At 39.1% G+C, this 12,366-nt stretch carries 10 protein-coding genes; 5 read left to right on the top strand and 5 right to left on the bottom strand.

Annotated elements, in window-relative coordinates; translation table 11 throughout:
* Positions 1–211: 211 nt before the first annotated feature.
* The gene (locus tag A0J48_RS09080) at positions 212–2,299 is read right to left on the bottom strand and encodes an AMP-binding protein (RefSeq protein ID WP_200322362.1); all 2,088 of its coding nucleotides are present in this window, start codon (positions 2,297–2,299) and stop codon (positions 212–214) included.
* 135 nt (positions 2,300–2,434) lie between these two features.
* Between A0J48_RS09080 and A0J48_RS09085 the strand changes: the two genes are divergently transcribed.
* Complete coding sequence (locus tag A0J48_RS09085) at positions 2,435–2,614, top strand: hypothetical protein (RefSeq protein WP_200322363.1); 180 nt, start codon at positions 2,435–2,437, stop codon at positions 2,612–2,614.
* Positions 2,615–2,616: 2 nt separating this feature from the next.
* On the opposite strand, the gene A0J48_RS09090 is transcribed toward A0J48_RS09085, so the two are convergent.
* From A0J48_RS09090 to A0J48_RS09105, 4 genes are all read right to left on the bottom strand, one after another.
* Positions 2,617–3,738 (bottom strand): acyl-CoA dehydrogenase family protein, encoded by a 1,122-nt coding sequence (locus tag A0J48_RS09090; RefSeq protein ID WP_200322364.1) that lies wholly within the window; start codon positions 3,736–3,738, stop codon positions 2,617–2,619.
* Between the two features lie 3 nt (positions 3,739–3,741).
* Positions 3,742–4,782 (bottom strand): Rieske 2Fe-2S domain-containing protein, encoded by a 1,041-nt coding sequence (locus A0J48_RS09095; protein ID WP_200322365.1) that lies wholly within the window; start codon positions 4,780–4,782, stop codon positions 3,742–3,744.
* A gap of 41 nt (positions 4,783–4,823) precedes the next feature.
* Positions 4,824–6,005, bottom strand: a complete 1,182-nt coding sequence (locus tag A0J48_RS09100) for a DUF3419 family protein (RefSeq protein WP_234300816.1) — start codon at positions 6,003–6,005, stop codon at positions 4,824–4,826.
* A 233-nt stretch (positions 6,006–6,238) separates the two neighbouring features.
* On the bottom strand, positions 6,239–6,376 hold the full coding sequence (locus tag A0J48_RS09105) for a hypothetical protein (RefSeq protein ID WP_200322367.1): 138 nt from the start codon (positions 6,374–6,376) through the stop codon (positions 6,239–6,241).
* 559 nt (positions 6,377–6,935) lie between these two features.
* Here A0J48_RS09105 and A0J48_RS09110 point away from each other — a divergent pair.
* The 4 genes from A0J48_RS09110 to A0J48_RS09125 all read left to right on the top strand — a co-directional run bounded on the left by A0J48_RS09110 (position 6,936) and on the right by A0J48_RS09125 (position 12,363).
* Positions 6,936–8,819: a fatty acyl-AMP ligase gene (locus tag A0J48_RS09110; RefSeq protein WP_200322369.1), complete on the top strand. Its 1,884-nt coding sequence runs from the start codon at positions 6,936–6,938 to the stop codon at positions 8,817–8,819.
* A complete protein-coding gene (locus A0J48_RS09115) occupies positions 8,806–10,413 on the top strand; it encodes an acyl-CoA dehydrogenase family protein (RefSeq protein ID WP_200322371.1) in 1,608 nt (535 codons plus the stop codon). The genes A0J48_RS09110 and A0J48_RS09115 overlap by 14 nt, the downstream gene beginning before the upstream one ends.
* Positions 10,414–10,553: 140 nt before the next feature.
* Positions 10,554–10,838 carry an acyl carrier protein gene (locus tag A0J48_RS09120; RefSeq protein ID WP_200322373.1) on the top strand — a complete coding sequence of 95 codons (285 nt, stop codon included), beginning with the start codon at positions 10,554–10,556 and terminating at the stop codon, positions 10,836–10,838.
* 253 nt (positions 10,839–11,091) lie between these two features.
* A complete protein-coding gene (locus A0J48_RS09125; RefSeq protein WP_200322374.1) occupies positions 11,092–12,363 on the top strand; it encodes a hypothetical protein in 1,272 nt (423 codons plus the stop codon).
* Positions 12,364–12,366 lie beyond the last annotated feature (3 nt).

Consider the following 12,366-nt stretch of genomic DNA (forward strand, 5'->3'; position numbering starts at 1 on the left):
AGAGGATGTTTTAAAAGTCCCTCATAATGTATTAAATACTTTTTAATCCCCTAAATCCCCCTTTCTAAGGAGGACTTTGATTCTCATTACCCCCTTAAAAAAAGGGGGGGGAAGGGGGGATCAATAAGTGACTATATTACAAAAACTTTTCAAACAACCTCTAAGAGGAGCGTAAAAAATGGCTTTGAATGAAAGGATTTCTAGAAGCCAGCTATGATGCAACTTTAGCAACAGAAAAAGTATTTTGATATTGAGAAATCTGCTTGGCTAATGCATCAATTGATGGAGAATCCCACAACCAATCAGGAACAATTGAATAGCCAAGCCAAGTTTCCAAATCTCCATGTAAATTCATACTATCCAAAGAACTAAGACTGTAGTAATTAAGAGATTGATTGGGATCAATTTCTTTTATATCTAACTTTTTCTCTTTGGCAATCCACGATATCAGCCAATCTTGAATGCCTAATTTGATGATATTAGATAAGTTATTTTGCATGGGAGATGTACCTTCATTGATTACTTCTTCTTTTGACTTATCTTTCCACTCTCGCACTACATCTAATTGGTTATTTAAAAATTGGGTGCGACAAGCCTGTCGTTGAATTTTGCCACTAGAAGTTTTAGGAATGCTACCTGTTTTTAGCAGTAATACAGCGTATACATCTAATTCATGTTCTTTGGATACCGCTTTGCATATAGCTCGAATCACTTCATCAGCATCCAACTTACGCAGGTGAGTACGCTCGATTTCACAAACAATAACAAGTCTTTCTTGCTGATTCTCATCAATGCTGAAGACTGCGCTATATCCCGAACGTAGGCTGGGATGACTTTGTTCTGCTGTTAGCTCGATATCCTGAGGATAGTGATTGCTACCTCGGATGACAATTAAATCTTTAATTCGACCTGTGATAAATAACTCGCCATCTTTGAGAAAACCCAAATCACCTGTTCGCAAAAATGGTCCTTCTCCATTATCAGTTAGATAAGCCCTAAATGTGCGCTGAGTTTCTTCAATTCGTCCCCAATAACCCTGAGCAATACTAGGACCTGATACCCAAATTTCACCAACTTTACCAGATGGAGATTGAGTTAGAGATTCAGGATCGACAATTACAACTTTTGCGTTTAATGCAGTACTACCACATCCAACTAATGTCCTTGCAAACTGATCTTCTCCTGATGCTTCAACAATTAAATTTTTTGCCAGTGAATCTGCTTGAACAGTTAAACTTGTTAGCGAGTTCTTTTGTCTCGCAGATGACACTTTTAGGGTTGCCTCTGCTAGTCCATAACCTGGGTAGAAAGTACTCCAACGGAAACCACAAGGTGCAAAAGCTTGATTGAATTTTTCCAATGTTTGCTTTCTTACTGGTTCTGCACCATTTACAGTCACCTCCCAGCTACTCAAGTCTAAATTTTCGCGTTGTTCTGGTTTAATTTTTTCAGCACATAAATCATAAGCAAAATTTGGTGCGCCACTGTGAGTAGCTTTATAGTCGGAAATTGCTTTTAGCCATCGAATGGGTTTTTGAATAAATGAGGCAGGTGACATAAATATACATGGAAACCCATTGTAAATTGGTTGAATCACCCCATATATTTGTCCAAAATCATGAAAGTGAGGTAACCATGATACGAGAACGCTATCAGGCCCTGTTCTCCATGAAATGGCTATTTCTGCTGAGTTTTCTAAAGCATTCTCATGACTAATCATTACACCTTTAGGTGTGGAAGTAGAACCAGATGTGTATTGAAGATAAGCAATAGAAACACTGCTGACTGATTTTGACTCCCATTGTTCAGCTAAATTTTCATTAATTTGGTCAGTTGCTAACCAGTGTAGTTTTTTTAAATCAGGAGCATTATTCAATAATGTTTGTATATTGATGAGAGATTGATTATTTGTCAAAGCAATTTGTGCTTGACAATCCTCCATAATGGAGTTAATTCGAGACATTTTTTGGTTATGTTTGGGCGGATAAAGAGGAACCGCAATTAATTCTGCGTAAAGACATCCAAAAAAGGCTGCTATATAATCAAGACCTGGTGGGTAGAGTAATAAAACTCTATCTCCTGGAGTTGATATATTTTGCAAATATACAGCAATAGACCTAGCCTTAGCATCTAGTTGCTCATAAGTTAAGGTTAATTCGTTTCCTTCCTCATTTTCTAGAAACGTAAAAGCAGTTTTATTTGATTGATGTAAAGCTCTATGACGTAAAAGATCAACCAAATTAGAGAAGCTGTTGTTGCTTATACGGCTATTTGTAATAGTTGTAATTACCTGATTCATTGGAAGTTCCTGGGTGGTTGTTAAGCATCTAATCACAGTTAAGACTAAAAACTAAAACTGAGGTAGGTTGGGTTGAGGAATATAGCAGGAGTCAGGAGTCAGGAGTAAAACTCTCTTGTAGTGAGAGTTTCATGAATGAATGGCTTACGCCAAGCTGCGCTAACAATTGATCTCCTAACCACCATGTCCACGGCTATAACACCCAAAATAACCAATGCTTTATTGGGGTTCGCTATTGCTCAACCTAACCTACTATTTTCTGAAGTACACTGTATTGCGTTATGTGAAAATGGACATGGAATTCGCGTCTTCTGACACTAAGGCATCAGTAAAGGTCCACCTGCTAAATAGTCATCTAAATAAGATGCCATGCTTAACCGTGAAGGTGGATGGAATGCCAAAGCTCTGGCAGCGGCTAATAAATAGGCAATTTCTTCAGAACGAATAAACGCTATGCCGCCCAATAACTCTACTGATGTTTCAGTAACTCGTTCTATAGCACGTTGCACTGAATAACGGACAAATAAAGATTGTGCAACTTCAGCGTCACTGTTCCCACCCACCATAATCGAATTGGCAACAGTTTCCAGTGCGGCCATTGCTCCTTCGACTTCAATTGCTACCGATGTGCGTTCGCTAGGTGTACCTTTACGTTCTGCTATTACCCGCTCAACAAGGGCGCTGGCTGCACCTAAGTAGGAAGCTGATAAAAATAACTCAACCCAAATAAAAGCCTTGGCCAGGATGTTTCCTAAATCCTCTGGTTTACCTAAATAGTAAACAAATTCCTCTGGAACCAATACGTCGTTTAAAATTACTTCTTCACTTTCTGCTCCCTTAAGAACCCAAGTATTCCAAAAAGGTTTACGCTCGATCCCTGGAGAATCGGCTGCAATGATTACTAATGCTAACTGATCGCCCTCTCCTGATTTACCGGGAACAATGGCACTGGCTGTCAGAAAGTCCATTGATGCTGATAAACTACAAGGCTTTTTGCTACCACTAACCAGTAAACCATCGGCTACTCGTTGGCACTTCATAGTTGGTAACAAGATACTTACACCTGTTTTTCCTTCAGCAAAGCCTGAAGCTAAATAGAGATTGTTCTCAGCAATAGCTCTGATAAACTCGGCAACGGATTCATCGGCAATGCTTTCTAGTAAAGCTGCTACTGTGCAATGATGCATATTTGCAGCGATCGCCAAAGAAGGTGAACGAGTAGCGATCGCTCGTTGAATCTGAGTGAGTTCTAAAGGTGTAACACCAGACCCTCCATATTCTCGTGGAATCAACAATCCTGGACCACCAAGCTCACGAAAAATTTGCAGGGCAGGACTTCCCTTAGCTTCCAACTCCAGCATAGATTTTGCTTGCAGCCTGTCATCAAGGGTTGGGAGAAATTTTGCCAGAGTAAGACGTTCCCTTTGTAAAAAATGCATTTTTTAGTTTTTCCTCGAAGCAGCAGTAGTTAGTGAAATTGTTTCCTCTTGTTCTGAATGGGAGTAAAAGTGTTTTACCCATTCTCGGAATTGGGTGATGCTATGCTCTTCTTTGTACAGAGGGGGGTTCTCTAGAAAAATTTTGTGATCCCACACCATTGCATCTTTATCAACTTCTTCACAAGCTTTTTTGGTCAGTAGTTCTACTATGAAACGAGTAAAGGGAACATTAATAAATTTCTTCAGTTTTGTTATGCATAGCGCCTCGGCATTTTCTTTATCAATTGGTGTATGCATACAAACCAGTCGCCATTCTAGTACTGTTTTCCCATTTGCTTTGAGAGAAACAAGATTGCGATTGCAACCTAATCCATACTGCTGATATGTAGTATGAAATTCGTTGATACCAAGCAGCTTAGATAAAATAGGTACATTAACTTCATAAGAGGCAATATGAGTACGTTGTAACCCATCTAATTCCAGAGATTCGCTCAGGACTTTACCAAACCTTGCCCCATGTAAATGGCTGAAATGTGCAGTATCTGAATTATTCTCGGCGATTTCTTGGATAGAGCATTTAACGTTGCGTTTATACATTTGGATTGCAGATACCCACTCTCCAGAATAAAATTCAGGAAATTCCGGCATTTCCCAAGTGGGAGGTTTTCCTTCATCGTGGTAGTAGGTGTAGACTGTGCCATTAAGTTCAGCTACTGGCCATTTGCCAATTTTCACGCTTGGATCACAACCAGTATGAGGGTAAGGAACATGATTGCAGTGTCCCTCTTTATGCCAAATCCAACCGTGGTAGGGACATTGGATACCTTCACCCTTTACCTCTCCACCGTGACCTAAATGCGCTCCTAAATGGCGACAGTGAGCATCAAAAACACAAGCTTCTCCACTTTCTGTGCGGAAGAGAACGAGATCCTTGTTAAAGTAACGCAGTGGCTTAACTTGGCCTGGACGAAGGTCTTTACTAAAGCAAACACGATACCAGCTATTAGGAATTGGGTGAATTCTGAAATTTTGATTTAAGCACATAATCGTGACTCTCTAAATACTACCTCAGTTATCTCTACTAACTAACTGATCCCAGCTAATTTTCTAATTTCTTCAACTTTTTTTTCTGTTTTGTTAATTTGCGCTACTTCAAAAGAATAAGCAAATGCTAAATCATCGTGATAGAGCGCGTCGCTTAATTCATGATCTCGCTGGAGAATATCTTCTAACTCAGATGGAATTAATTGCTTATTCAAAAAGTTGCGATAACATAATTTGCCTTGGTTTTCGCTGGTTCTAATTACTTCATTCATCAAAGTTTTAAACATCTGTTTGTCAATACAGCTTGTCACATCTGAGAGTGAATACTTGTCGATTGACTGCTCTGGCAGTTTCTTCATGTATTCGATCAAATTTCCTGTCACAATCTCGAATTTTGTTGTGGCTTCACGTATAGCATGATAATTTTCCTCAAGTAAAAAGTGAGGAAGACAACGTCTTCCAAGATATTTACCATAAAACATGAAACTAGTCCAGTGATTATCCCGAACTAAGTGATGAGTAAAAGTGTGTTCCAATCGTTCGATTAAATAATCTCCAACATTCACATTCATTTCCACGACATATTTTGGATCGTTGAGAATGAGACTGATTGACAAGGGAGAAAAGCCAACACGAATCAGCAAATTCCATAAAAAGCCAGAGATCTGCTGATTGTAGATTTCACGCTGCTCTTCTAAGTTGGAGGCACGAGCAATTTGCGCCATTTGTCTACCATAAAGTAGACGCATTAATGGCGCAACGAATCTCACGTAAAATAATTCATGACGACCTGCAAACAAAATTCCTTGTTCAATCGCCCACCGATTAGCTTGAAAATAAGCAAATGCTGGAGGAGATATGTGATCCCTCAATGAGCAAAAGATATCCCAACGATTCTGACAATCTTCTACACCAAAAAATTGCAATAATACATCATAGGATAAAGCCCGAATGGCTACTAGTTTCAATTCGAGCAAATAATTTTGACCAGCCGAGTAATCTACAGATATCAAGGATTTGGGATTACAAGCCAGAAGGCTAAGAGTTCGGCATCCGCTGCCAGTGACAGCCAGCACTCTGTCATTTGATGTCAGTTCTAAAGCTCGTAATTCTGAATACGAATCTTCATCACAGGTACTGTATAGTATCCATTTTTCGGGATTAGATTTTTGCATAAAACCTTCTTCTTTGGTGAGCTTGATCACGTCATTTGAATGTGTCATATTTCGATTTCCTCAAATTGAGAAGGTCGAGGGAGAGTATTACGGCTACATCCCTGGCATCCGCAACTGTGCTTATAGTAGGTGTCCAGGGAGTTATGATGTATTGGCGTTTTTAGTTTAACCACAACCTGCAAACTAACACATAACCGTTTCTGTATCAATTGGCTTTCCAGAAACAATGATGTTTGGTGAAGTTTGGGCTATATTGCATCTCGCCTACCTCAATAGTTTTATTACATTAAACTACCTGTCCCACTCTGCTCTGTAAACAGCTTTTCCATCTGCCTTGGTAGGGCGTTAATCGCATGACTAATGTTAGAACTCGGTGTCCATAAGACTTTCGTCTCTGAGTCAAGCTGCTTTTTGGTCATTGCTAGGTGACATGATATCAGCCGATTCCCTTTGTATAAAAATGATGATAAAAAACTTAACTTATATAAAAATAATATAAAAAAAATGACTTGGTTTTTTCAAGAGTTCTATGATACTATCACTCAAGTTAGACGTATACTTTACGATCTGACGAAATAACTATGGGTAACTTCACTAGTTCCTCACTGACTCAGTTTCTCCGTAGCATAACTAAAAATTTCATTGTTCACACCTAGGTAATCAGGAATCTAAAAAATTAATTCATATATCCAATCATCTCATCAACAATTTGACATAATAAATAACTTCACTAGTTCCTCCGTCACAGAACTAAAAATTTCATTGGTTACACTTAGGTAATCAGGAATCTAATCATTGATTTCACTACCTAGAACGTTCTTAACTGGTTTTTAACTTTAATATCAAGTGAGCTTAATTTAGTAAATCAAGATAAAAATCATAAACAAGCGAAAAAAGCCAAGTTTATGAGGAACAAGGTTGAATACTAAAAAACAGATTGATATCACGGTACTTAACTAACCTGTAAAATACTGGCTTATGAATCTTAGTTTGGACAATGTGTATAACCCCTTAGAAAAATTCTCAACATTAGTAGAACTACTAAGCTACAGATCGCAAAATCAACCACAACAAAAAGCCTACACTTTTTTGCGAGATGGAGAAACGGAAGAAGTCAGCCTAACTTATCAAGAACTAGACCAAAAAGCCCAGGCGATCGCCTGCCATCTCCAGTCTTTAGGAGCAGAAGGCGAGCGAGCGTTGTTGTTGTACCCACCAGGTCTAGAGTTCATTAGTGCCTTCTTGGGTTGTCTATATGCAGGTGTTGTAGCTGTTCCGGCATATCCACCCCGTCAGAATATGAACTTCTTGAGGTTGCAGTCCATCATCACAGATGCCGAAGCAACCGTAGTGTTGACTACTTCATCCTTGTTAGCAAACTTGGTGAATCAGTGGGCTAAAAATCCAGAATTGTCCAATATGCGTTGGTTAGCCACTGATGACATCAACAGCAATCTCAGTTCAGATTGGCAACAACCAAAACTCAATCAAGATACCCTGGCCTTTCTGCAATACACTTCTGGCTCTACAGGAACACCCAAGGGAGTGATGATCACTCATGGGAATTTGCTATCCAACGAAAGATACATCAACATCGGCTTCGGACATACAGAAAAAACAATTGTTGTCGGTTGGTTGCCCTTATTCCACGATATGGGATTGATTGGCAACGTCTTGCAGCCTCTATATTTGGGTCTACCTTCCATTCTCATGTCACCCGTAGCTTTTCTACAAAAGCCTTTGCGTTGGTTGCAAGCTATTTCTCGTTACAAAGCTACTACCAGTGGCGGTCCAAATTTTGCCTATGATCTTTGCGTTCGCAAGATTACTCCTGAAGAACTTTCTAGTCTTGACTTGAGTAGTTGGGAAGTTGCTTTCAACGGAGCAGAACCAGTCAGATCGGACACCCTAGAACAATTTGCTCAATATTTCGCCCCTTGTGGTTTCCGTAAAGAAGCATTGTATCCTTGCTACGGCATGGCAGAAACGACTTTATTTGTTTCTGGGGGTTTGAAAACATCTCCCCCCCTTCTGTACCAGGTAGAAGCAGCAGCCCTGGAAGAAAATCGAGTAGTAGCTACCGAATCTGAAGAAGGAACTAGAACAATTGTTGGTTGTGGTCGGGCTTGGTTAGATGAAAAAATCGCCATTGTCGATCCCGAATCTTTAACCCTATGTCCAGCTAATCAAATAGGGGAAATTTGGGTATCAGGCCCTTCTGTGGCTGCTGGCTATTGGAGACGGCCAGAGCAAACCGCAGAAACCTTCCAAGCTTATCTATCAGACACAGGTGAGGGACCGTTTCTCCGCACAGGAGACTTAGGCTTTTTGCAAGACAAAGAGTTGTTTGTCACAGGCAGACTCAAGGATGTTATTATTATCCGAGGACAAAATCATTATCCCCAGGATATTGAGTTAACAGTTCAAAACAGTCATCCAGCATTGCGATTGAATGCGGGAGCAGCCTTCACTGTAGACCATAAGGGACAACAAAGATTAGTCATTGTGCAAGAGGTAGAACGAACCTCTTTGAGAAAATTGAATATTAAAGAGGTAGTGGGCAATATCACCGAGGCAGTGATAGATAACCACGGATTACAAGTTTATGCAACAGTTTTGATTAAACCTAGTAGTATTCCTAAGACATCTAGTGGCAAGATTCAGCGCCATGCTTGTCAGCGTGGGTTTTTAGAAAACACATTGAATGTCGTAGAAGAATATAGTAGAAGCCTTGAGCATCAAATTAAACTTCAAAAGTTGGAAACTGATGTTAACTCCCTCTTGACAAAAGTGCAGGAAGTTAATCCTGATTTGAAGAAAATCAATATCAAGGAGGGTGCGAAAGCTGATGCACTGCAATAGTCAAAGCCAATCATTGGAAAATTCCAGCCGTCAACGTGCAGAAGAAATTATCTATTGGCTGCGAGACTATGCCCAAAGACGAATTAATTCCAGGCTCATCGACGAGCGACGGTGTATAACTCCCCATATCGTTCTAGACTTTGGCAAAAAGGGCTTGTTAGGAATGCTTGTACCTCAATCATCCGGAGGGCTTGGCTTAACCTACCGCGATATGTTTCAAGTTGTAGAACAACTGGCAGCTATTGATCTCAATTTAGCCTCATTTGTCGGTGTCAACAATGCTCTAGGAATCTATCCAATCCTCAAATATGGGACACCTGAGATCAAAGAAACCTGTTTAAAGAATTTAGCTGAAGGCAGAGATTTAGCAGCCTTTGCCATTACAGAACCATCTGCGGGATCTAATCCCAGAGGAATTAAAGCTGAAGCTCATGCCGATGGCAATGGCGGGTGGTTACTGAGCGGAACCAAGATTTGGAGCGGTTCTGCCTCTTGGTCAAGCATGATCAATACTTTTGCTCACGTTATAGATGAACAAGGCAAATCCTTGGGAGTCACAGCCTTTACCATACCAGAAAATGCTCCAGGATTGAGGCAAGGTGCTGAAGCTCCCACTATGGGAATGCGAGGTATGGTACAGAATACCATTCATTTTGAGCAGGTAACAGTCAATCGTGAAAATGTCTTAGGTGAAATTGGTTCTGGTTTTGAGGTAGCTCAGGACGCAATGCAACTAGGGCGATTGGGAATTGCTGTTATGTGTATTGGGGGAATGAAGCGATGCGCTCAACTCATGCTTCGTTACGCAACTCGTCGCTCAATTGGTATGGAACGACTAATACATCAACAAATTACTTTGCAACGTCTTAGTGATTTAACAGCATCAATTGGCGCGGTTGAGTGCTTGGTGAACAATATCACTACACCGCTAGATGAAGGAAAATCTGTTCCTCCAGAAGCTTATCTTGTAACAAAGATTATTGCACCCGAATTAATGTGGCAAGCAGCAGATAATCTTGTTCAACTACTAGGTGGACGGGGTTATATCGAATCTAATATTGCACCCCAAATTTTCAGAGATGCTCGTTTGTTTCGTATCTTTGAAGGGCCTACTGAAACTTTACAAATGCACTTGGGCTTGTTAGCTTTATACCACCCCTCTCAACTTTGTTCATCTCTGAAGGAGTTTCTAGGAGCAACAGCAATCAGCGATAAAATACAACACACATCTGAATATTGTGCCTCTTATCTAAAAAATCAAAACCTAACTCGGAGTAGTAATAAGAAACTGAGTAAAATACTATCTCAAAAGTTAGGTGATGTGGCTGCATGGGGATTTGTGGTTGCTTGCATACAAAAGTCTTATCAAAGTCAGCCATCAAATGAATTAAAACTTATAGAACAGTGGGGGCAACAAAATTTTCAAGCAAGAATAGCTAATGCAACGAATGACAATCTATGGGAAGAGATTGTACTGGATACTAATCAGATAGAAAATCTGATTAATCAGTATGCAAAAATGATTGGTAATGTTGAGCAGACTATGGAAGGAGAAGAAGATAAACTTGACGAATATCTTTGTAAGAATGCCTAAAGCAATATAAAATAAGGGTGAAGAAACTAATGTAGTTAGATCATCAAAATCAGCCTATGATGACTTACAGTAAAAAGCTTAAAAATCAGAAAATACAAACCTGAAAGCAGTAATATATTCTACAGATTGAGGTTTTTACAATGACGCAACTTTTTGAAGACAACAAAGCAAGTGAAGAGAGCGAGAAATTTACACCACTAAAAATTAGAGAGTGGATTGTTGCCTATATGTCAGATTTGCTAGAAATTGAACCAGATGAAGTAGATGTAGAAACTACTTTTGCGCGTTATGGTTTAGATTCATCAGCCGCAGTGATTTTAACGGGAGATTTAGGAAATTGGTTGGGGAAAGAGATAGAACCAACAATCATGTATGATTACCCAACAATCGCCAAGTTAGCAGAATATTTGGCTGAGGAAAGCTAAAAAAATGTAAGAAGATGTTTGAGAAGGAACAAACTCAATAAATTCTCTCTGACAATAAAAAAGGCTTTGATTGTGACATTATTTCCCCCTTCCCTACAAAAGAATTAGGGTTAGGTTTGAGAAATTTGACGTTAAAAAGATATTTGACAAATATCTAATAACCAAAATCAATTACAACATAAAGCAGCAATAAATCATGATTACTAGCAGTCAAACTTCAGCCACATCTCAAGTTAATAAAGTTATCCCTCTCTTGGAAAAAAACTATGGGAATAACCTTGACTCAGACTACACTGAAAAAATAGAAGAATTAGATAGAAACTTTAACTATAGCAGTAACAGCAATGCTTACTGGAGTGAGCCAGAACATTCAATTCTTTATGGCACACCACTCTATGAACAAGCTTCACAATCTCAAAAATTAGCACTCAATCACCTGCATTGGGTTGCGTTTTACAAAAGAGTTGCTGATAGTGAAATCGAGACAATTCATTACAATACAATCACAGCAGATTGCCTGATGGCTGCGAATAGTGATTATAAAATGCTTGTGGAACTGTTAGGTCATGAAACTTCCCAAGAACGCCACCATATTCATGCTTTCTACCAAGTAAATTATAAAACTACGAAATCTTTGCTAGGTAAAAACGCTCTCATTAATCCTGTCTCAGATCAAGCTTCTTTGCATAAGCAGAAAAGGTTTCAGTTTTCCAATTATTTATCCTCTGCTGGCAACTTGATAGCTACAATGATGCTCAAAGGCAAAGAGCAATCTAATTCAGAAAATAGCAAAAATGGAAAAGATGCCAATAAGCCTGTGTCATTTCCTACCAGTGGCTTTGTGCATGGGTTTTCGGGACAATCAACTCAATCAAGAAGACAATTTTTTTCTGATAACTGGGGCAGTTATCCATTCTTAGCGTCAAATTTTTATGCTGTGCGCTACATGGCCAATCTACTTTTGAAAAATCATGAATATGGTATACATAATTATCACAAAAAATTGCAGAAAAACAATGAATTCATAGCGAGTCCAACAGCTATATCTCATAATCATTTTTTAGATGAATCTTTTCATACAACAACTTCGCTATTTATGGCTAGAGACTTTTATAAGAATTTACCTAAGCCATCGACCTATGAAAAATTAATTGCCAATTTAGCTATATTACAGGCACAGCAAGAAAACTTGAATGATATCTCTGGAATATCAACCAGTCGCTTTTTGAGTGATGGTGATGCAATAATTTTTCTCATGAAACTCTTGCAAAGTCCTGTATTTGATATGTCTTCTCAGGAAGCAATGCAGTGGATTGAAAAATGCCTATGTCATGAGCATGAAGGATTTCATGTCAATCTGAAGGTACGTAATAAACTGTTATCAGAATTACGTAAGTTTGCAGAACAGCTAGATTACTTATGGCCTATAAATCGCAACATGAGTGTGATGGCTTCAGGCGGTTCAATTAAGAAAGCGATCAACAATAATATCAAAGCCTTTAATCAGTTTTCTATAGCACTTTAAAAA

It is taken from the genome of Sphaerospermopsis aphanizomenoides BCCUSP55, assembly GCF_001586785.1.
Lineage (GTDB): Bacteria > Cyanobacteriota > Cyanobacteriia > Cyanobacteriales > Nostocaceae > Sphaerospermopsis_A > Sphaerospermopsis_A aphanizomenoides_A.

What these genes read in the sequence shown, in the direction of transcription:
- A0J48_RS09120 (WP_200322373.1), top strand. Translation starts at nt 10,554, where the DNA reads ATGACGCAACTTTTTGAAGACAACAAAGCAAGTGAAGAGAGCGAGAAA.
- A0J48_RS09090 (WP_200322364.1), bottom strand. Translation starts at nt 3,738, where the DNA reads ATGCATTTTTTACAAAGGGAACGTCTTACTCTGGCAAAATTTCTCCCA.
- A0J48_RS09110 (WP_200322369.1), top strand. Translation starts at nt 6,936, where the DNA reads ATGAATCTTAGTTTGGACAATGTGTATAACCCCTTAGAAAAATTCTCA.
- A0J48_RS09105 (WP_200322367.1), bottom strand. Translation starts at nt 6,376, where the DNA reads ATGACCAAAAAGCAGCTTGACTCAGAGACGAAAGTCTTATGGACACCG.
- A0J48_RS09115 (WP_200322371.1), top strand. Translation starts at nt 8,806, where the DNA reads ATGCACTGCAATAGTCAAAGCCAATCATTGGAAAATTCCAGCCGTCAA.
- A0J48_RS09095 (WP_200322365.1), bottom strand. Translation starts at nt 4,782, where the DNA reads ATGTGCTTAAATCAAAATTTCAGAATTCACCCAATTCCTAATAGCTGG.
- A0J48_RS09080 (WP_200322362.1), bottom strand. Translation starts at nt 2,299, where the DNA reads ATGAATCAGGTAATTACAACTATTACAAATAGCCGTATAAGCAACAAC.
- A0J48_RS09085 (WP_200322363.1), top strand. Translation starts at nt 2,435, where the DNA reads ATGAATGGCTTACGCCAAGCTGCGCTAACAATTGATCTCCTAACCACC.
- A0J48_RS09100 (WP_234300816.1), bottom strand. Translation starts at nt 6,005, where the DNA reads ATGACACATTCAAATGACGTGATCAAGCTCACCAAAGAAGAAGGTTTT.